This is a genomic window from Novosphingobium sp. AAP1 (genome assembly GCF_001295765.1).
Lineage (GTDB): Bacteria > Pseudomonadota > Alphaproteobacteria > Sphingomonadales > Sphingomonadaceae > Novosphingobium > Novosphingobium capsulatum.
This window is the reverse complement of sequence record NZ_LJHO01000001.1, coordinates 619,428-637,544: the sequence shown is the minus strand read 5'-3', so window position 1 is coordinate 637,544 and position 18,117 is coordinate 619,428. Positions and strand designations below refer to the sequence as shown.

The following is an 18,117-nucleotide window of genomic DNA, read 5'->3' as shown; positions in this document are numbered from 1 at the left end:
AGGCGCCTGTGTCATGACCGTCCGCGTCCGTGTCATTCCCTGCCTCGATGTGGCCGAAGGCCGCGTGGTCAAGGGCGTCAACTTCGTCGACCTGCGCGATGCCGGCGATCCGGTGGAGCAGGCCCGCGCCTATGACGCGGCCGGGGCTGACGAGCTGTGCTTCCTCGATATTTCCGCGACGCACGAAGGGCGCGGCACGCTGCTCGATGTGGTCGCCCGCACGGCCGAGGTGTGCTTCATGCCCTTGACCGTGGGCGGCGGCGTGCGTGCGGTGGAGGATGCCCGCGCGCTGTTGCTGGCTGGCGCCGACAAGGTCGCGGTCAATAGCGCGGCAGTGGCCCGGCCCGAACTGGTGCGCGAGATTGCCGAGAAATTCGGCGCGCAATGCGTGGTCGGCTCGGTCGATGCGCGGCGCGTGGGCCCAGGCAAGTGGGAAATCTTCACCCATGGTGGGCGCAAGGGCACGGGCATTGATGCCCTGGTCCATGCCGAGCGGTTGGCCAGCTTGGGGGCGGGCGAACTGCTTGTCACCTCAATGGACGGCGATGGCACCAAGGCCGGCTATGACCTGGAATTGACCCGCGCGATTGCCGATGCCGTACCGGTTCCGGTCATTGCCAGCGGCGGGGTGGGCACGCTCGATCACCTGGTCGATGGCGTGACCAAGGGCCATGCCAGCGCGGTCCTGGCCGCCTCGATCTTCCACTTCGGCACCTATTCCATCGCCCAGGCCCACGCCGCGTTGCGCGCAGCCGGATTGCCCGCGCGAGGCTGAGAACCTCTGCCCCTCCGTCAGGCGGGGAGAATCTGATCCCCCCCATGGCATGGGGAGGGGGACCAGCCGCAGGCTGGTGGAGGGGCGGGGCAAGAGGCTTGACCCTCGGCCCGCGCCGTTCCATGCCGCGTGCCATGGACCAGAGCACGCTTGCCCGCCTCGAGGCGACCATCGCCGCCCGCCGCAGCGCCGATCCCGATGCCAGCTATGTTGCGCGCCTCCATGCCAAGGGGCTGGGCAAGATCGCGCAGAAAGTGGGCGAAGAAGGCGTGGAAACGGTGATCGCCGCGCTTTCGGGCAGCGCCGATGAACTGGTGGGCGAGGCAGCCGACCTCTTGTTCCACCTCATGGTTCTGCTTGGTGCGCGCGACGTGCCGCTGGCCCGTGTGCTGGCCGAACTTGACCGCCGCGAAGGCCTGTCGGGCCTCGCCGAAAAGGCCGCGCGTCCGCGCGATTGAGGGTCGCTTCGCTGCTGTGAACTTTTCACCAGCGTGAAGGCCTTGATTCCCAGCCCCTTATCGAAAGCACTGTCCCATGCCGATCGATGCCACGCTGCCCTATGATGATCAGAACGTCTTTGCGAAGATCCTGCGCGGGGAAATCCCGTCAAAGAAGGTCTATGAAGACGATTTTGCCCTGGCATTCCATGATATTGCGCCCCAGGCGCCGGTGCATGTGCTGGTCATTCCCAAGGGTCCTTATGTCAGCTGGGACGATTTTTCCGCCCATGCCCCGGCCGATCTGATCGCCGGCTTCGTGCGCGCGGTGGGCAAGGTGGCGCGCGATCTCGGTTTGGTCGAGCCAGGCTATCGCCTGCTGGGCAATGTCGGCGGGCACGGCGGGCAGGAAGTGCCGCATCTGCACGTGCATCTGTTCGGTGGCGCGCCGCTTGGCCCGATGCTGGCGCGTTAATCCTTTCGCACCGCAGCAAGATAGGGTAACACAATCGTGTCATTCCGTCGCAAGGCAGGCACGTTTCGCCTATGATCGGCCCGGAAATTCCCTCTGGTTGCCTTAACGGCACGGTCCATCGCCTGGGCGTGCGGGTCTATTACGAAGACACCGACCTTTCCGGCGTTGTCTATCATGCCAATTACTTGCGCTGGTTCGAACGCGCGCGATCCGATCTGTTGCGCCTGATCGGCATTGATCAGCGCGCCGCCCACGAAGCGGGCGAGGGCGCCTTTGCCGTGGCCGACATGGCCCTGCGCTATGCTAGCCCGGCCCGCCTGGACGATGGCATCGTGGTCGAATCGCGCCTTTCTGCACTGCAAGGTGCCAGCTGCACGCTGCTTCAGCAGGCGTTCAGGCACCAGAGCCTTTTGTGCGCCGCGCGGGTTCGCGTCGCCTTTGTCACGCCAGGCGGACGACCACGCCGTCTGCCGCCGTCCTGGCGCGATGCCTTTGCCGCCCTGATCGATCCAGCAATGGACCTTGAGAAAGCCTTCCCATGACTTTGGCCCTTCTAGCCGCCGCAGCAAGCGTGACTGCCGGCGCTCCTACCCGGCTTAATCCTGTTGCCCTGTTCCTGCATGCCGATATCGTCGTGCAGATCGTGATGAGCGCGCTGGTTCTCGCCAGCGTGTGGGTGTGGATGATCATCGTGTCATTCAGCCTGCGCATGGCCGGCGCGTCGCGTCGCTCCACCCGCTACGAGCAGGGTTTCTGGGAAGCGCGCGATATCGATGCCTACCACAAGGAAAACGGCAAGGGCGACGTGCCCGCCGCCCGCGTGGTGACCGCCGCGCTGGCCGAATGGCGCCGCTCCACCGCCGGCAAGAACGTCGACCGCGAAGGCACGCGCCAGCGCCTGCAAGTGGCCATGGACAGCGCCGTGGCCGCCGAGACCGACCGCCTGTCGGGTCGCTTGAACTTCCTTGCCACGGTGGGTTCGGTCGCGCCGTTCGTCGGCCTGTTCGGCACGGTGTGGGGCATCATGGACAGCTTCTTCAACATCGGGGCGCAGGCCAATTCCTCGCTCGCAGTGGTGGCGCCGGGCATTTCCGAGGCGCTGTTTGCCACGGCGATCGGCCTGGTGGCGGCGATCCCCTCGGTCATCGCCTACAACCGCTTCAGCAACACGGTGAACCGCTTTGAAGCGCGCCTGTTCCGCTTTGCCGACCGGTTCCACGCCACCTTGAGCCGCGAACTGGAGCAGTAAGCCATGGCCATGAACCTGGGCCAGAGCAGCGGCGGAGGCGGGGGGCGGCGGCGCCGGTCGCGGGGGGCCCCGATGGCCGAAATCAACGTGACCCCGCTGGTCGACGTGATGCTGGTCTTGCTGATCATCTTCATGGTCACCGCGCCGATGCTGACCGCCGGCGTGCCGATCGACCTGCCTGACAGCAAGGCCGAGGCGCTGCAGGAAAAGAAGAACGAAATTACGGTGAGCATGGACGGCCAGGGCCGCCTGTTCCTGGATGACCAGGAACTGGCCCCTGGTGAACTGGCCGATCGGCTGGCCGCCGTGCAGCGCCCCAATGGCGAGGCGCCGCTGGTGACGCTGCGGGCCGACAAGGCGCTCGATTATGGCCGCGTGATCGCGGTGATGGGCGAATTGAACGCGGCGGGTTTCAAGCAGATTTCGCTGGTCAGCAATGGCGTGGGTGGTGGCGGTGAACCGGCCGCTCCGGCGCCCGCAGCTCCAGCCGCCGCCGCACCGGCGCAGGGCCAGCCCTGACGCCCATGGCCACACGCGATCCTCTTGACCAATCTCCCGCTGGTTTGCGCCGGGAAGAAAAGCTGGCGCTGGGCGTGGCGGTGGTGGCCCACGCGGCGCTGATTGCCGCGCTGACGCTCTCACCGCCGGGCAAGTCGATCAAGCCGCCGCCCCAGCGCATGGTGGTGACGATCGCCGACGACGTGGCCGACAAGGCCACCTCGCCCGAGCCTAACGCCCAGACCGCGCCCGACGTGGCGCCCGCGCTGGGCGAGCAGCAGCAAGCCGCCGAGCCGGAAACGGCGCCGCCCGCGCCGGTGGAAAAGGTCCAGCCTGCCCCTCCGCCGCCCGCGCCGGTGGAACGGCCGCAGCCCAGGCCCGAGCCGCCTCGGCCTGCGCCGCCCAAGCCCCAACCCAAACCGCAGCCGGTGGTGCGGCATGAGCCCCGCCCGGAACCGCGCCCGCAACCCCGGCCAGAGCCGCGCCCGCAGGCCCGGCCCGCGCCGCCCAAGCCTGCGCCCGCGCGTCCGGCCCCAGCACGGCCAGCGCCGGTGCATACGCCGGCAAAGCCCGCGCCGCGCCAGGCCGAGCACGCCCCCGGCCGCGACAAGCCTGCGCCCACCCCGCCGCGCAAGGCGCCCCAGGGTGGCGACCGCATCGGCAAGGATTTCCTCGCCGGGCTGCCCAGCAACAGCAATCCCGGCGCCTCGCACAATCCCCCCGCGCAAACCGCCGGGCCGGATGTGCGCGCGTCACTGGGCATGGCGCTGTCGCGGCAGATCAAGCCGCACTGGCAAGGGCCGTCTGGCGTCGAGGTGGACAAGCTCGTCACCGTGGTGGCCTGGAACCTCAACCCTGACGGGTCGTTGGCTGGAAAGCCGGTGATCGTATCGCAAAGCGGGATTACCGACGCCAATCGTGCCCAGGCCCATCGCCATGCCGAACTGGCGATCCGTGCGGTGGAACTGGCCGCGCCGTTCAATTTGCCGCCGCAGTACTACAACAGCTGGAAGCGCGTTTCCGCGTTTCGCTTTGACTGGAAGCTGTCACAATGAAGCGTATTTCATCCGCTCTTCTTGGTGTCTTGCTGGCTGGCCTGGGTGCCGGCTCCGCTATCGCCCAGCAACAAACCCTGCCAGCCTCAAACGCGCCGCAGGCAGCGCCCACCACCGCCGCGCTCGATGATGGCGGCTTGACCGGCTCTGTCACTGGCGAGGGCGCCTGGCAGGATCTGGGCGTGGCCATTCCCGCGTTCCCCACCGACAACGCCGTGCCAACGGCGGCCGATGGTGGCAACACGGCCGCGCTGGGCAAGAACCTGGCGCGGGTAGTTTATAATGACCTCAAGAATAATGGCCTGTTCAAGCCGACCGGCCCCGATGCGCTGCCGGGCATCGGCTATCAGGAAGTGGCCGCCCCCAATTTCAGCGGCTGGCGTGCGCGCTCTGCCGAAATGCTGGTGCAGGGCTTTGTGCGCGCCGCCGCCGATGGCCGGCTGACGGTAGGCTGCTATCTCTATGACGTGGGGCTGGGCAGCGAACTGGCGCGCCAGGGCTATGTCGTCCAGCCCGGCGATTGGCGCCGCGCCGCGCACAAGTGCGCCGACATGGTCTATTCGCGCCTGTCGGGCGAGAGCCCGTTCTTTGACAGCAAGATCGCCTATATCGCCGAAACCGGGCCCAAGGATCACCGGCGCAAGCAGTTGGCGATCATGGATTCCGATGGTGCCAACCACCGCTTCATCACCAATGGCCAGGCCACCGCGCTGACGCCGCGCTACTCGCCCGATTACCAGCAGATTGCCTATCTGTCGTATCTCAACGGCAATCCGCGCATCTATGTCTATGATATCGGATCGGGCACGCAGCATCTCGTGCTGCAAAGCCGCAACCCCACGTTCGCGCCGCGCTGGTCGCCCGATGGCAAGTCTTTGCTGTTCTCCATGGCGATTGGCGGCAACACCGATATCTATCGCATCCCCGCAACCGGCGGTGAACCGGTGCGGCTGACCAATGCGCCGGGCATCAACGTGGGTGGTTCCTACAGCCCCGATGGCAAGCGCATCGTGTTTGAAAGCGATCGTTCGGGCAGCCAGCAGGTCTATGTGATGAACGCCGATGGCACCGACCAGAAGCGCATCAGCTTCTTCGGCGGCCGCGCGGCCACGCCGGAATGGAGCCCGCGTGGCGACCAGATCGCGTTTACCTGCATCTGCGGCAACCTGCGCGTGGCCGTGATGAACCCGAGCGGTGGCGACATGCGCTTCCTGACCAACAGCTGGCAGGATGAAGCGCCCACCTGGTCTCCCAATGGCCGCATCGTGCAGTTCTTCCGCACGGAAAAGAACACGGGCCATACCTCCATTTGGCAGGTCGATCTGACCGGCCTCAACGAACGCAAGCTCAATACCCCGGTCGATGCTTCTGACCCGGCTTGGGGTCCTGTCTTGCCGTAACCGGTGCAGCCTGGTGGCTGCACCATTTCTCAGCCCCCCGACGTTTTGTGCAGTGCAAAACTTTCTCATCCGCCCTGAGGAGAATATGATGAAACGCACGCTTCTTACCGTAACGCTTTTGGCTGGCAGCATTTCGCTGGCCGCCTGTTCGTCGAACTCGGCGAAGAATCGCACGGCCGCCGAACTGCCGCCGCCACCGGCTTCGTCGACCACCACCACCCCGCCGCCGCCGCCGAGCGGCCCGGCTGCTGGCAGCCAGGCCGATTTCGTGGCCTCGGTGCAGTCTGACACGATCCACTTCGACACCGACCGTTACAACGTCGATGCGCAGAGCCAGACGATCCTGCAGAGCCAGGCGCAGTGGCTGGCCCGCTATCCGATGAAGCGTGTCACCATCGAAGGGCACTGCGACGAACGCGGTACCCGTGATTACAACATCGCCCTGGGCGAACGCCGCGCCAATGCGGCCAAGAACTACCTGGTCAGCCTGGGCGTGGATGCCAGCCGCATCAGCACGGTCAGCTATGGCAAGGAACGCCCGATCGCCCTCGGCTCTGACGAAGCCGCCTGGGCACAGAACCGCCGCGCGGTGACTGTCACCGTACAGTAAGGGACAGCTTGCGCCGGGGGGCCGCCGGTGGTTAAGAGCGAATCCGTCTTAGAGGGGGCGCCTTGTGCGGCAATGGCCGTGCATGGCGCCCCATCCGCGTCAGGAGAAAGTGGCAAGGCCGATGGCACGGCAAGGGCGATCAAGCGACTGGGGTTTTCCCCGCTGGCGCGGCTATGGCAGCGCGCGCGAGGCCGTGAACGTGCGCCTGTGCGATCGCGCCGGCTGCAACGAGCCTGGCAATTGCCCGGCGCCGAAATCGCCCAACAGCCCTGACCGCTGGTATTTCTGCGAAAAGCACGCCGCCGAATACAATGCCGGCTGGGACTATTTCGCGGGGCTCGACAAGGAAGAAGCCGCTGCGCGCGAGCAGGCAGAGCGCCGCACCAACGAAGGCTATAGCGATTCGTCGTGGAAAGCCTGGGCCGGCCCTGGCGATGGCAGCCGCAGCCGCGACGAACTGCGCGCCCTGGAAGCCTTGGGCCTCGATCCCGATGCCGCGTTCGAAGACGTGCGCAAGGCCTGGCGCACCCGCGCCAAGGAAGTGCACCCCGATGTGCGCCCGGACGACGCGAAAGCTGCCGAGGAATTCCAGAAGCTGCAACTCGCCTACGAAGTGCTGCGCGCCGCCGAAGAGCGCCGCACGTGGAAGGGCTCGGGAATCTAGGTGGCGGTAAATTAGCGGGACCCCGGATCAAGTCCGGGGTGACGACAAGTAATTAGATCAGTGATATTTTTCGTCACCCCGGGCTCGACCCGGGGTCCCGCTTCAGCGCGGCAACGACCTGCGGTGGGACATGCGCGCCCGCCAGGGTGACGAGATCGACCGTGCCGGCATGATCGGCCAGCGGGCGGAACACCAACCCTTCGAGGTTGAGCCGCGCGAGGCTTGCCGGGGCCAGGATAACGCCTTGACCCGCGGCAGCCAGGCTTGCGGCGGTGATGAAATCGGCGGTGCGGCGGATCAGCGGGGCGGGCAGGCGTGCCGCCTTGGCCAGTGCCGTCACGGTTTGCGCCAGGCCCACTTCTTCATGGAATTGCGGGGTGAGAAAGGTTTGTCCGGCCAGGTCGGCCGCGTGCAGTGGGGCAGTGCTGGCAAGCGGGCTTGCTGCGCTCATCGCCACCAACAGCCCTTCGCGATGGCGCGCGAGTTCCTGGCAATCGGCCGGCCAGGCGGGGCGCGGGCGCACGATGGCCAGGTCGATCCGCCCATCGGCCAGGGCCTTGAGCTGATCGGGGGTTTCCATCAGCGTGGGCATCACCTCAATGCCCGGCAGCGCCTGGGCCAGGGTGGTGATCAGCCGCGGCAGGACACCGGCCATGGCCGCGGAAAAGACATAGCCGACGGTGAGTGGCCCGGCTTCTCCCCGCGCCAGGGCCATGCCGATGCGGCCGGTGCGCGCCAGGGTTTCGAGGGCGGCGCGCGCCTGCGGCAGGAACAGCGCCCCGGCGCGGGTGGGGACCACGGCGGTGCGGCTGCCGCGTTCGATCAGCCGGGTGCCGAGCGCGTGCTCCAGCCGTTGCAATCGCTTGCTGGCCACCGACTGGGCAATGCCGAGCGTATCGGCGGCGCGCTGGAAATGGCCGTGATCCGCCACGGCCACGAACACGGCAAGGGCCTCAGGATCGAGCATCAGCGTTCATTCCTAAACGCGATCAAAAACCGCATCAAGGGCTGTTGATGCGATCGGCCGGCCCTGTCAACCTTGCGCGCAAGGAGAGTGCGCATGGCCAAGGTTCGTTTCGATTGGGAAGATGCCCTGGGGCTGGACAGCCAGCTGACCACAGATGAGCGGATGGTGCGCGATGCCGCGCGCGCCTTTGCCCAGGACCGGCTGCAGCCGCGTGTGATCGATGCCTTTGCCGCTGAAACCACCGATCCAGAGATCTTTGCCGAAATGGGCGCGCAGGGCCTGTTGGGCGTGACGCTGCCCGAACGGTTTGGCGGGGCGGGGGCCTCGTATGTCGCCTACGGCCTGGCCGCGCGCGAAGTGGAGCGGGTCGATTCCGGCTATCGTTCGATGATGAGCGTGCAGTCGAGCCTGGTGATCCACCCGATCCATGCCTATGGCTCTGACGCGCAACGGGAAAAGTATCTGCCTCGGCTGGCCAGCGGCGCGGCCATCGGCTGTTTTGGCCTGACCGAGCCCGATGCCGGATCAGACCCGGCCGGCATGCGCACCCGCGCGCAGAAGGTCGATGGTGGCTATCTGCTGAGCGGCACCAAGACGTGGATTTCAAACGCGCCGATTGCCGACGTCTTTGTGATCTGGGCCAAGAGCGATGCCCACGGCGGCGCCATTCGCGGTTTCGTGCTGGAAAAGGGCATGCCCGGCCTTTCCGCGCCCAAGATCGGCGGCAAGCTGTCGCTGCGCGCCTCGGTCACCGGGCAAGTGGTGATGGACCAGGTCTTGGTGCCCGAAGAGGCGTTGCTGCCGGGGGTGGAGGGGCTGAAAGGCCCGTTCGGCTGCCTCAACCGCGCGCGCTATGGCATTGCCTGGGGGGCGATGGGCGCGGCCGAGTTCTGCTTTGCCGCCGCGCGGCAATATGGGCTGGACCGGCACCAGTTCGGCCGCCCGCTGGCCGCGACGCAGCTTTACCAGAAGAAGCTGGCCGACATGCTCACCGAAATCACCCTGGGTGTTCAGGCCGTGCTGCGGCTTGGCCGCATGCTGGATGAAGACGGCGCTGCGCCCGAGGTGATCTCCATCCTCAAGCGCAACAATGTGGGCAAGGCGCTCGACATTGCCCGCATGGCGCGCGACATGCACGGCGGCAACGGCATTTCCGGGGAATACCAGGTGATCCGCCACATGGTGAACCTGGAAACCGTGAACACCTATGAAGGCACGCACGATGTGCATGCGCTGATCCTGGGCCGGGCGATTACCGGAATCGCGGCGTTTTGACCGGCGCGGCCGCTGCGGCGCCGCCGCTCGCTGGCCTGCGCGTGATCGAATTTGCGCGCGTGCTGGCCGGGCCCTGGGCGGGGCAAATCCTGGCAGACCTGGGGGCAGAGGTGATCAAGGTGGAAAGCGCGGGCGGCGATGATACCCGCGCCTGGGGGCCGCCGTTCATCGCCAATCCCGATGGCAGCCAGGATGCGGCCTATTTCCACGCCACCAACCGCGGCAAGCGTTCGCTGGTGCTGGACCTTGCCACCGCGGCGGGGCAGGCGCAGGCCCGCGCGCTGGTGGCCGATGCTGATGTGGTGATCGAGAATTTCAAGCTGGGCGGCATGGCGCGGTTCGGGCTGGACTATCCCAGCCTGGCCGCGCACAATCCGGGGCTGGTCTATTGCGCGATCACCGGGTTTGGCCAGGACGGGCCCTATGCCGCGCGCGCCGGCTATGATTTCATCGTCCAGGGCATGAGCGGGATCATGGACCTGACCGGCGCGCCCGATGGCCCGCCGCAAAAGATCGGCGTGGCGTTTGCCGATATCATGACCGGCCTTTATGCCGTGATCGCCATCCAGGCCGCGCTGGCAGAGCGCGCGCGATCCGGGCGCGGGCAGATGATCGACATGGCGCTGATGGACGTGATGACCGGGGTTCTGGCCAACCAGGCGATGAATTATCTGGCCTCGGGCGTGGCGCCGGTGCGCATGGGCAATGCCCATCCCAACATCGTGCCCTATGCGGTCTTTCCGGCCGCCGATGGCTGGCTGATCCTGGCGGTGGGCAACGATGGGCAGTTTGCCCGCCTTTGCGCGGTGCTGGGCATAGCCATGCAGCCGGGCTGGGGCAGCAACCCTGGCCGGCTGGCCGATCGACCTGCGCTCATCGCCGCGATCGAGGCGGCGACAGTCACGTGGGCGCGCGATGATCTGCTGGCCGCCCTGGAGCGTGAAGGCGTGCCGGCCGGGCCGATCAACACCGTGGCGCAGGCCTTTGCCGATCCGCAGGTGCGCCATCGCGGGCTGGAACTGGCCATGCCGCGGGGCGAGGGCGATGTGGTGCCCGGCGTTGCCCTGCCGATCCGGTTTTCCCGCTCTGCATTGGCCACCCCGCACCCGTCACCGCAGTTGGGCGAGATGAACCGCAACCATCTGCCGGGCGGTGCGCCCGTGCGGCAAAGCGCCGGGCCAAGTGATTGACAGCTGGTGCTATTACCACCGATTCTGCGGCGCACAGGGATAGCGCGGGGGCGCAAGAGCATGGGGTTGCGATGACGCGATATGGAATGGGTGCTGCGCTGGCTTTGGCGCTGCTGGCATGCCCGGCACTGGCACAGGCCAAGGGGCTGGGGGTCGAGGCCACCGGCGGCAAGGCCGATGGGCAATGGGGCGCCGAAGTGGGCGCGAGCTACAGCATGGGCTTTGGCCCGTTTACCGTGCGGCCGGTTGTAGGGGCATTCATTCCCACGCAAGACGGCGCCAGCACCTCGATCTATGCCAAGGGTGAGGCAACGTTCACGATTCCGGCCGTGGCCGAACTGGGGCTGGGCGCGCGCCTGGCGCATGAAAAGGTGCGGGCCTATGCCCTGGCGGCCTTTCCGATCCTGCCCAAGTTCAAGCTGACCCTGCAGGGTGGCGAGCACTATGGCGCGGCGGGCCTGCGGTTTTCATTCTGAAGCGCTGCCCTGGCTCTGGCTTTGATCCTGGCCAAGGCCCGGTTCGAAGACCGACCAGCCGGTGTGCTGCACCAGCCGCTCCAGCGCCAGGGTGCCGGCCAGCGAATTGCCGCGCGCGTTGAGCCCGGGGGACCAGACGGCAATGCTGGCCACCCCCGGCGCGATCGCCAGGATGCCGCCGCCCACGCCGGATTTTCCGGGCAGGCCGGTGCGGAAGGCGAATTCGCCCGATCCGTCATAGTGCCCGCAGGTGAGCATCAGGGCGTTGATGCGCCGTGCGCGCTGGGGTGAAACCACGCTGCGCCCGGTATCGGGATTGCGGCCCCGCGCCATGAGATAGCGCCCGGCCATGGCCAACTGGCGGCAATTCATTGCCAGGGCGCACTGGTGGAAATAGAGGCCCAGCACCTTTTCCACCGGGTGGTGGATGTTGCCGAACGCGCGCATGTAGTTAGCCAGGGCCATGTTGCGATAGCCGGTTTCCTGCTCGCCGCGCGCCACCTCTTCATCCACCACGATGCTGTCATCCCCGGCGAGCGCGCGCACGAAGCGCAGCATCTCGCCGATTGCCTCACGCGGTTCATAGCGGCCGAGCAGGATATCGCTGACCACGATGGCCCCGGCGTTGATGAATGGGTTGCGCGGGATGCCGTGCTCGCTTTCGAGCTGGACGATCGAGTTGAACGCGCTGCCCGAAGGCTCGCGCCCCACCCGCTGCCACAGCGCATCGCCCACCGCGCCCAGCGCCATGGTCAGGGCAAAGACCTTGGAAATGCTCTGGATCGAAAAGGCTTCCTGCGCGTCGCCGGCCATGTGGCAGGTGCCATCGGCCATGACCACGGCGATGCCAAAGCGATCGGCCGGAACCGTCGCCAGCGCCGGGATATAGTCGGCCACCGTGCCCTTTTCGGGGTGGTTGCGCATTTCGGCGGCAATCTCGTGCACGATGGCGCCCAGGTCGGGCATGGCAATCTCCCTTTGGCAGCCTCCCTTTCACACCAGGCGGGGCCAGGGCAAGTGCGGGATAGCCAGCGCCCTGCTTAAGGGTTTATGGGGGCGTCGCCATGGACCCGATCACTGTTGCCGCGCTCTATCAGTTTGCCCCCTTTGCCGATCCGGCCGCGCTGCGCGCGCCGCTGCTGCAACTGTGCGATGAGCAGGGCGTCAAAGGCACGCTGCTGCTGGCGGGCGAGGGGATCAACGGCACGATCGCCGGCAGCGCGGCGGGGATCGCCGCCGTGGTGGCGCATGTGCGCAGCCTGCCGCATTGTGCCGGGCTCGACGTGAAGTATTCCACCGCCGCGACGATGCCGTTTGCCCGCATGAAAGTGCGCCTCAAGCGCGAGATCGTGACCATGGGCGTCGATGGGATCGATCCTTTGGCCAGCGTTGGCACCTATATCGATCCGCACGACTGGAACGCGCTGATCAGCGATCCCGACACCATCGTGATCGACACGCGCAACGATTACGAAGTCGCGGTGGGCACTTTTGCCGCGGCAATCGACCCGCAAACGCGCAGTTTTCGCGAGTTTCCCGCCTGGTTCCGCCAACAGCGCGATGCCTTGCTGGGGCAGGGGCGCCAGCCGCGCGTGGCGATGTTCTGCACCGGCGGCATCCGCTGCGAGAAATCGACTGCCTTTCTCAAGGGCGAGGGGGTGGATGCGGTCTATCACCTGAAGGGCGGCATCCTCAATTACCTGGAACAGGTGCCCGAGACAGAAAGCCTGTGGCAGGGCGAATGCTTCGTGTTCGACGAGCGCGTGGCGATCGGCCATGGTCTCAAGCCGGGCAGCCATGTGCTGTGCGGGCCGTGCGGCCGGCCGGTGGATGCGGCGGGCCAGCAATCGCCACTTTATCGTGCGGGCGTGTCGTGCCCGGCCTGCCATGGCGAAGGCAGCGGCGACGCCGACGCCTGAGTGTGGCTGCGCCCCTTGCCGAGCCGTGCCGCCAGGCGATAGCATCGCATGATACCGCAACAGGGTTGAGGATCTTTCCAGTTGAACGACATTCCGGGCATGCCGCAGGGCGACGATGAAGGCCGTGGCACCGGCAACCGCTATCGCGCGCCGGCGCTGGAAAAAGGGCTCGACGTGATCGAGTTGCTGGTCAATTCCGGCCGGGCGATGACCATGACCGAAATCTGCCAGCGCCTGGGCCGCTCGCAGGGGGAAATGTTCCGCATGGTGCAGGTGCTGCAGGCGCGCGGCTTTGTCGAACAGGACGGCGCCAACGACGGCTATTACCTGACCGACCTGTTGTTCACCATGGCGATGCGCCAGCCGCCCACGCAGAACCTGGTGGAAGTGGCGCTGCCGCGCATGCGCCAACTGGCGATGGACGTCGGCCAGTCGTGCCATCTGGTGTTCCACACGCGGGGTGAGATCGTGGTGGTGGCGCGCATGGAATCGAACGAGCAGATCGGCTTTTCGGTGCGCATCGGCCACCGCCTGGCGCTGCACCGGTCGGTATCGGGCGTGGTGCTGTTCGGCCACCAGCCGGCCGATATACAGCAGGCCTGGCTGGCACAGCTTTCCCCTGCAACCGATCGCGGCGAGATTGCCGCGTTCGTCAAGGCCGCCAAGGCCGCCGCCGCGCAAGGGCACGCGCAGGCGCAAAGCACGTTCGTGAACGGCATCAGCGATATTTCCGCCCCGATCATGCGCGGCGATCGCGCGGCGGCGGCGCTGACCGTGCCGTTCATTCATCACGGCAATCTGCAAAAGACCATGGACGAGGCGACTGGCCACCTGGTGGAAACCGCGCGGCAGATATCCGAGCTGCTGTCCACCGCCGACAGCCGGGTGTGAGCGCAAGGCGGGCGGTAAACATCGCCCTTGCAAATATGAAAGCTATTTTTGTATGTGAGAGGAGCGAGCTGGCCACCATGGCGCGGCGGTAGGAGTTTGGGCGGGATGCTGGGATTTGGCGGCGCAGCGCTGGGCAATCTCTATCGCGCCATCCCCGATGATCAGGCGCAGGCGACGCTGGCCGCCGCATGGGACGGCGGCATCCGCCTGTTCGACACCGCGCCCTATTATGGCCTGGGGCTTTCCGAACAGCGGCTGGGCGCGTTTCTGCGCGGCAAGCCACGCGCCGACTATGTGATTTCCACCAAGGTCGGCCGCCTGCTGGAATACGATGCCTCGCTGGAAGGCGCGGCCGAACGCCATGGCTTTGCCGACCCGCTGCCCTACCGCGTGCGGTTCGATTATTCCTATGACGGGGTGATGCGCGCCTTTGAAAGCAGCCTTGATCGGCTGGGGCTGGACCGCATCGATATCCTGCTGGTGCACGATATCGGCGAAGTGACGCATGGCGAAGACGCCGCCCGCCATTTTCGCGATCTGGCCGAGGGCGGCTATCGCGCGCTGGCGCAGCTGCGCGAGGCAGGCGTCGTGGGTGCGATCGGGCTGGGCGTGAACGAGTGGGACGTGTGCCTGGCGGCCATGGCCATCGGGCGCTGGGACCGTTTCCTGCTGGCCGGCCGCTATACCCTGCTGGAGCAGGAGGCGCTGCATACCTTCCTGCCGCAATGCCTGGATCATGGCGCCAAAGTGCTGCTGGGCGGGATATTCAACAGCGGCATCCTGGCCAGCGGCACGCGTGGCCCTGGCCCGTTCCATTACAACTATGCCCCCGCGCCGGCCGCCGTGGTGGACCGCGTGGCGCAGATCGAGGCGGTCTGTGAGGCCCACGGGGTGAGCCTGGCCGCTGCCGCGCTGGCCTTTCCCCAGGCGCACCCGGCGGTGGCCGCCGTGCTGCCGGGCCTGGCCAGCGTCGCCGAGGTGCACAGCGCCCTGGCCCTGGCGGCAACGCCGATCCCGCCGGCGCTGTGGGCCGATCTGGTGGCGCAAGGGCTGCTCGATCCCGCAGCACCAGTGCCCGTTGCCGAACGCGGGCAGGGCGCCCTGGCATGATCCTGGATGGCCACCAGCATTTCTGGGCACTGGCCAATCCATTCACGGATTGGCCCACGGCCGATCTCGCGCCGATCCATCGCGATTTTTTGCCGGCTGATTTTCCCGCAGACGCAGCGGTCTGGGGCACGGTGCTGGTGCAAGCCGCGCCCGATCCGGCCGAAACCGCGTGGCTCCTGCGCCTGGCGCAGGATCATCCGCTGGTGCGCGGCGTGGTCGGCTGGGCCGATCTCTCCGCGCCCGATGCGGCCGCCCAGATTGCCGCTTTGGCGCAGGAGCCACTGCTCAAGGGGTTGCGCCCGATGTTGCAGGGGCTCGACGATCCGCGCTGGATCTTGCGCGCCGACGTGGCCGATGGCCTCGATGCCATGGCCCGGCATGGGCTGTGCCTCGATGCGCTGGTGCGGGCGCCGCAACTGCCGGTGATCGCCCAGCTGGCCGCGCGCCATCCCGCCTTGCGCATCGCGCTCGATCATGCGGGCAAGCCCGATATTGCCAGCCATGGCTATGCTGCCTGGGCCAATGAACTGGCCGCGCTGTCTGGCCATGGCAATGTCTGGTGCAAGCTGTCTGGCCTGTGGACCGAAGCCGGCGGCCAAACCGACGATGCAACGATCGCGCCCTATGTCGATCACATCCTGGCCTGCTTTGGCCCGGATCGCGTGATCTGGGGCAGCGATTGGCCGGTGCTGCATCTGGCCGGGGACTATCACGACTGGCTGGCGCAGTGCCGCCGGCTGCTTTCGGGTTTCAATGAAACGGAACAGGCGCAGGTTTTCCTGCACAACGGGGTTGGGTTTTATGGTCTCGCCACAAGCTGATCTGGCGCAGGAAGCGTTCCTGCTGCTGGACCCGGCAGACAATGTGCTGGTGTGTATTCGCGATGCCGCGCTGGGCGAGATCGTGACGATCGATGGCGTGGCGGTGCCGCTGCCCCAGGCCGTGCCGCTGGGCCACAAGATTGCCCGCCATGACCTGGCCGTCGGCGACAAGGTGCTGCGCTATGGCGCGCCGATCGGCAGCATGAAGGCAGCGACCCCACGCGGCGGCCACGTTCATTCCCACAACCTGGCGAGCGATTACATTCCCGCCCATGGCCGCGATGCCAGCACGAAAGGCAGCAAGTGATGCAGCATCACCCCATCCAGGGTTTCCTGCGCGCCGATGGGCGCAAGGGCGTGCGCAATGTGGTGCTCGTCGCCTATCTGGTGGAATGCGCCCACCATGTGGCGCGGCGCATCGTCAGCGCGATCGACGATCCCGATGTGCAACTGGCCGGCTTTCCCGGCTGCTATCCCAACAGCTATGCCGCGCAGATGATGGCGGCGATTGCCACCCACCCCAATGTGGGCGGCGTGCTGGTGATTTCGCTGGGCTGCGAAGGCTTTGACCGCCAGACCCTGGCCGCGCAGGTTGCGGCCAGCGGCCGGCCGGTGGAAACCCTGGTGATCCAGCAGGCCGGCGGCACCCGCGCCACGATCGATGCCGGCCGAGAAGCGGTCGCCCGCCTGCGCGCCGCGGCCGAGCAGGCCCCGCGCGTGCCCATGGCCGTGTCGGAACTGGTGGTCGGCACGATCTGCGGTGGATCTGACGGCACCAGCGGCATCACTGCCAATCCGGCCGTGGGGCGCTGTTTCGATATGCTGGTGGCCGAGGGTGCCACCTGCATCTTCGAGGAAACCGGCGAGCTGATCGGGTGCGAGCAGGTCATGGCCGCGCGCGCGGTGACGCCGGAACTGGGTGACGAGATCGAGGCCTGCGTGGCCAAGGCCGCCCGCTATTATGCCACGCTCGGCTATGGCAGCTTTGCCCCCGGCAATGCCGATGGCGGGCTGACCACCCAGGAGGAAAAGTCGCTCGGCGCCTATTCCAAGTCGGGCGCCTCGCCCATTTCCGGGCTGATCCGCCCGGGCGAGCGGACCGGCGGGCCGGGGCTTTACCTCATGGACGTGGTGCCCGATGGGGAGGTGCGTTTTGGCTTTCCCAACATTTCCGACAACGCCGAAATCGTCGAGATGATCGCCTCGGGCTGCCACCTGATCCTGTTCACCACCGGGCGCGGTTCGGTGGTGGGATCGGCGGTTTCCCCGGTGATCAAGGTTTGCGCCAATCCCGAAACCTATGCCCGCCTGGCCGAAGACATGGACGTGGATGCCGGGCGCATCCTGCATGGCAAGGCCACGCTGGACGAGGTGGGCACCGAGATCTTCGATCAGGTGGTGGCCGTCGCTGCCGGGGCGCAGACCCGATCAGAAGCGCTGGGCCACCAGGAATTCATTCTCACCTACAAGCAATTCGAGCCGAGCGGTCCGGGATGCCTGCCGCTGGCCCACCGTGCAGGAGCCCTGACATGACGCATCACCCGTTCGACCTTACCGGCAAGCGCGCGATCGTGACTGGCGCAGGCCAGGGGATCGGCCGCGCCAGTGCCGAAGCCTTTCGCGATGCCGGGGCCGATGTGTTGGCACTCGATCGCAATCCTGCCGCGCTCGAAGAGCTGCCCGGCTGTCGCACCGCTGTGCTCGACGTGACCGATGCCGCCGCCATCACCGCGCTTGCCGCGCAAGAGGATGGTTTTGACATCGTGTTCAACTGCGCCGGCGTGGTGCACGGCGGCACGATCCTGGACTGCAGCGACGATGACTGGGCCTTTGCCTTTGATCTCAACGTCACGGCGATGTTCCGCCTGATCCGTGCGCTGCTGCCTGGCATGATCGCGCGGGGCGGCGGGTCGATCATCAACATGGCCTCTGTCGCCGGATCGGTGATCGGCGTGCCCAATCGCTTTGCCTATGGCGCCAGCAAGGCGGCGGTGGTCGGGCTGACCAAGGCCGTGGCGGCCGATTTCGTGCAGCAGGGCATCCGCTGCAACGCGATCTGCCCCGGCACTGTGCACTCTCCTTCGCTGGAACAGCGCCTGGCCGCCACCGGCGATTTCGATGCGGCCATGGCTGCGTTCAAGGCGCGCCAGCCAATGGGCCGTATTGGCGATCCGGCGGAAATCGCGGCGCTGGCGCTCTACCTCGCCAGCGATGCCGCCGCTTTTACCACCGGCCAGTGCCACATCATCGATGGCGGCTGGGCCAACAGCTGATCGCCCGCAGCGACGCTGCCGCCCCCTGCAAA

At 66.8% G+C, this 18,117-nt stretch carries 22 protein-coding genes; 20 read left to right on the top strand and 2 right to left on the bottom strand.

Annotated elements, in window-relative coordinates:
- Positions 1 to 13: 13 nt before the first annotated feature.
- From hisF to IP65_RS02770, 10 genes are all read left to right on the top strand, one after another.
- Positions 14 to 775, top strand: coding sequence for an imidazole glycerol phosphate synthase subunit HisF (gene hisF, locus IP65_RS02815; protein ID WP_022675795.1), 762 nt, complete (start codon positions 14 to 16; stop codon positions 773 to 775).
- Between the two features lie 134 nt (positions 776 to 909).
- Positions 910 to 1,233, top strand: a complete 324-nt coding sequence (locus tag IP65_RS02810) for a phosphoribosyl-ATP diphosphatase (RefSeq protein WP_022675796.1) — start codon at positions 910 to 912, stop codon at positions 1,231 to 1,233.
- Positions 1,234 to 1,309: 76 nt separating this feature from the next.
- On the top strand, positions 1,310 to 1,687 hold the full coding sequence (locus IP65_RS02805; protein WP_054130668.1) for a histidine triad nucleotide-binding protein: 378 nt from the start codon (positions 1,310 to 1,312) through the stop codon (positions 1,685 to 1,687).
- 71 nt (positions 1,688 to 1,758) lie between these two features.
- Positions 1,759 to 2,229, top strand: a complete 471-nt coding sequence (gene ybgC / locus IP65_RS02800) for a tol-pal system-associated acyl-CoA thioesterase (protein WP_054130667.1) — start codon at positions 1,759 to 1,761, stop codon at positions 2,227 to 2,229.
- Complete coding sequence (tolQ, locus tag IP65_RS02795) at positions 2,226 to 2,936, top strand: protein TolQ (RefSeq protein WP_054130666.1); 711 nt, start codon at positions 2,226 to 2,228, stop codon at positions 2,934 to 2,936. The genes ybgC and tolQ overlap by 4 nt, the downstream gene beginning before the upstream one ends.
- 3 nt (positions 2,937 to 2,939) lie before the next feature.
- Positions 2,940 to 3,455, top strand: coding sequence for a protein TolR (tolR, locus tag IP65_RS02790; protein WP_054130665.1), 516 nt, complete (start codon positions 2,940 to 2,942; stop codon positions 3,453 to 3,455).
- Between the two features lie 44 nt (positions 3,456 to 3,499).
- Positions 3,500 to 4,489, top strand: a complete 990-nt coding sequence (locus tag IP65_RS21230; protein ID WP_231627523.1) for a TonB C-terminal domain-containing protein — start codon at positions 3,500 to 3,502, stop codon at positions 4,487 to 4,489.
- Positions 4,486 to 5,889, top strand: coding sequence for a Tol-Pal system beta propeller repeat protein TolB (tolB, locus tag IP65_RS02780; protein ID WP_054130663.1), 1,404 nt, complete (start codon positions 4,486 to 4,488; stop codon positions 5,887 to 5,889). Before IP65_RS21230 ends, tolB begins: the two co-directional genes overlap by 4 nt.
- Before the next feature lie 88 nt (positions 5,890 to 5,977).
- Positions 5,978 to 6,499, top strand: coding sequence for a peptidoglycan-associated lipoprotein Pal (gene pal / locus IP65_RS02775; RefSeq protein ID WP_054130901.1), 522 nt, complete (start codon positions 5,978 to 5,980; stop codon positions 6,497 to 6,499).
- 121 nt (positions 6,500 to 6,620) lie between these two features.
- Positions 6,621 to 7,163, top strand: coding sequence for a J domain-containing protein (locus tag IP65_RS02770; protein ID WP_054130662.1), 543 nt, complete (start codon positions 6,621 to 6,623; stop codon positions 7,161 to 7,163).
- 73 nt (positions 7,164 to 7,236) lie between these two features.
- Here IP65_RS02770 and IP65_RS02765 read toward each other — a convergent pair whose 3' ends face one another.
- Positions 7,237 to 8,130, bottom strand: a complete 894-nt coding sequence (locus tag IP65_RS02765; RefSeq protein WP_082349720.1) for a LysR family transcriptional regulator — start codon at positions 8,128 to 8,130, stop codon at positions 7,237 to 7,239.
- Positions 8,131 to 8,223: 93 nt separating this feature from the next.
- On the opposite strand from IP65_RS02765, the gene IP65_RS02760 reads away from it, so the two are divergent.
- The 3 genes from IP65_RS02760 (at position 8,224) to IP65_RS02750 (ending at position 11,071) form a co-directional block, all read left to right on the top strand.
- On the top strand, positions 8,224 to 9,405 hold the full coding sequence (locus IP65_RS02760; RefSeq protein ID WP_054130661.1) for an acyl-CoA dehydrogenase: 1,182 nt from the start codon (positions 8,224 to 8,226) through the stop codon (positions 9,403 to 9,405).
- On the top strand, positions 9,402 to 10,595 hold the full coding sequence (locus IP65_RS02755; protein WP_082349719.1) for a CaiB/BaiF CoA-transferase family protein: 1,194 nt from the start codon (positions 9,402 to 9,404) through the stop codon (positions 10,593 to 10,595). The genes IP65_RS02760 and IP65_RS02755 overlap by 4 nt, the downstream gene beginning before the upstream one ends.
- Before the next feature lie 86 nt (positions 10,596 to 10,681).
- Positions 10,682 to 11,071: a hypothetical protein gene (locus tag IP65_RS02750; RefSeq protein ID WP_054130660.1), complete on the top strand. Its 390-nt coding sequence runs from the start codon at positions 10,682 to 10,684 to the stop codon at positions 11,069 to 11,071.
- Here the strand turns inward: IP65_RS02750 and IP65_RS02745 are convergent.
- Positions 11,063 to 12,037 (bottom strand): glutaminase, encoded by a 975-nt coding sequence (locus IP65_RS02745; RefSeq protein WP_054130659.1) that lies wholly within the window; start codon positions 12,035 to 12,037, stop codon positions 11,063 to 11,065. The two genes, IP65_RS02750 and IP65_RS02745, sit on opposite strands and share 9 nt — an antisense overlap.
- 98 nt (positions 12,038 to 12,135) lie before the next feature.
- Here IP65_RS02745 and IP65_RS02740 point away from each other — a divergent pair, with 98 nt between their 5' ends.
- The 7 genes from IP65_RS02740 (at position 12,136) to IP65_RS02710 (ending at position 18,085) form a co-directional block, all read left to right on the top strand.
- Positions 12,136 to 12,990 (top strand): rhodanese-related sulfurtransferase, encoded by an 855-nt coding sequence (locus tag IP65_RS02740; RefSeq protein ID WP_082349718.1) that lies wholly within the window; start codon positions 12,136 to 12,138, stop codon positions 12,988 to 12,990.
- A gap of 81 nt (positions 12,991 to 13,071) precedes the next feature.
- Positions 13,072 to 13,881, top strand: a complete 810-nt coding sequence (locus IP65_RS02735; RefSeq protein WP_054130658.1) for an IclR family transcriptional regulator — start codon at positions 13,072 to 13,074, stop codon at positions 13,879 to 13,881.
- A 105-nt stretch (positions 13,882 to 13,986) separates the two neighbouring features.
- On the top strand, positions 13,987 to 14,991 hold the full coding sequence (locus IP65_RS02730) for an aldo/keto reductase (RefSeq protein WP_054130657.1): 1,005 nt from the start codon (positions 13,987 to 13,989) through the stop codon (positions 14,989 to 14,991).
- A complete protein-coding gene (locus tag IP65_RS02725) occupies positions 14,988 to 15,812 on the top strand; it encodes an amidohydrolase (RefSeq protein ID WP_054130656.1) in 825 nt (274 codons plus the stop codon). Before IP65_RS02730 ends, IP65_RS02725 begins: the two co-directional genes overlap by 4 nt.
- Positions 15,793 to 16,119: a UxaA family hydrolase gene (locus tag IP65_RS02720; RefSeq protein WP_054130655.1), complete on the top strand. Its 327-nt coding sequence runs from the start codon at positions 15,793 to 15,795 to the stop codon at positions 16,117 to 16,119. Before IP65_RS02725 ends, IP65_RS02720 begins: the two co-directional genes overlap by 20 nt.
- Positions 16,119 to 17,345 (top strand): UxaA family hydrolase, encoded by a 1,227-nt coding sequence (locus tag IP65_RS02715; protein WP_054130654.1) that lies wholly within the window; start codon positions 16,119 to 16,121, stop codon positions 17,343 to 17,345. The genes IP65_RS02720 and IP65_RS02715 overlap by 1 nt, the downstream gene beginning before the upstream one ends.
- A complete protein-coding gene (locus tag IP65_RS02710; protein ID WP_054130653.1) occupies positions 17,342 to 18,085 on the top strand; it encodes an SDR family oxidoreductase in 744 nt (247 codons plus the stop codon). The genes IP65_RS02715 and IP65_RS02710 overlap by 4 nt, the downstream gene beginning before the upstream one ends.
- The last annotated feature ends 32 nt before the right edge of the window (positions 18,086 to 18,117 follow it).

Bases quoted from the DNA above. Each gene is read 5' to 3' on its own strand.
- hisF (WP_022675795.1), top strand. From the start codon at position 14: ATGACCGTCCGCGTCCGTGTCATTCCCTGCCTCGATGTGGCCGAAGGC.
- IP65_RS02810 (WP_022675796.1), top strand. From the start codon at position 910: ATGGACCAGAGCACGCTTGCCCGCCTCGAGGCGACCATCGCCGCCCGC.
- IP65_RS02805 (WP_054130668.1), top strand. From the start codon at position 1,310: ATGCCGATCGATGCCACGCTGCCCTATGATGATCAGAACGTCTTTGCG.
- ybgC (WP_054130667.1), top strand. From the start codon at position 1,759: ATGATCGGCCCGGAAATTCCCTCTGGTTGCCTTAACGGCACGGTCCAT.
- tolQ (WP_054130666.1), top strand. From the start codon at position 2,226: ATGACTTTGGCCCTTCTAGCCGCCGCAGCAAGCGTGACTGCCGGCGCT.
- tolR (WP_054130665.1), top strand. From the start codon at position 2,940: ATGGCCATGAACCTGGGCCAGAGCAGCGGCGGAGGCGGGGGGCGGCGG.
- tolB (WP_054130663.1), top strand. From the start codon at position 4,486: ATGAAGCGTATTTCATCCGCTCTTCTTGGTGTCTTGCTGGCTGGCCTG.
- pal (WP_054130901.1), top strand. From the start codon at position 5,978: ATGAAACGCACGCTTCTTACCGTAACGCTTTTGGCTGGCAGCATTTCG.
- IP65_RS02770 (WP_054130662.1), top strand. From the start codon at position 6,621: ATGGCACGGCAAGGGCGATCAAGCGACTGGGGTTTTCCCCGCTGGCGC.
- IP65_RS02765 (WP_082349720.1), bottom strand. From the start codon at position 8,130: ATGCTCGATCCTGAGGCCCTTGCCGTGTTCGTGGCCGTGGCGGATCAC.
- IP65_RS02760 (WP_054130661.1), top strand. From the start codon at position 8,224: ATGGCCAAGGTTCGTTTCGATTGGGAAGATGCCCTGGGGCTGGACAGC.
- IP65_RS02750 (WP_054130660.1), top strand. From the start codon at position 10,682: ATGGGTGCTGCGCTGGCTTTGGCGCTGCTGGCATGCCCGGCACTGGCA.
- IP65_RS02745 (WP_054130659.1), bottom strand. From the start codon at position 12,037: ATGCCCGACCTGGGCGCCATCGTGCACGAGATTGCCGCCGAAATGCGC.
- IP65_RS02740 (WP_082349718.1), top strand. From the start codon at position 12,136: ATGGACCCGATCACTGTTGCCGCGCTCTATCAGTTTGCCCCCTTTGCC.
- IP65_RS02730 (WP_054130657.1), top strand. From the start codon at position 13,987: ATGCTGGGATTTGGCGGCGCAGCGCTGGGCAATCTCTATCGCGCCATC.
- IP65_RS02725 (WP_054130656.1), top strand. From the start codon at position 14,988: ATGATCCTGGATGGCCACCAGCATTTCTGGGCACTGGCCAATCCATTC.
- IP65_RS02720 (WP_054130655.1), top strand. From the start codon at position 15,793: ATGGTCTCGCCACAAGCTGATCTGGCGCAGGAAGCGTTCCTGCTGCTG.
- IP65_RS02715 (WP_054130654.1), top strand. From the start codon at position 16,119: ATGCAGCATCACCCCATCCAGGGTTTCCTGCGCGCCGATGGGCGCAAG.
- IP65_RS02710 (WP_054130653.1), top strand. From the start codon at position 17,342: ATGACGCATCACCCGTTCGACCTTACCGGCAAGCGCGCGATCGTGACT.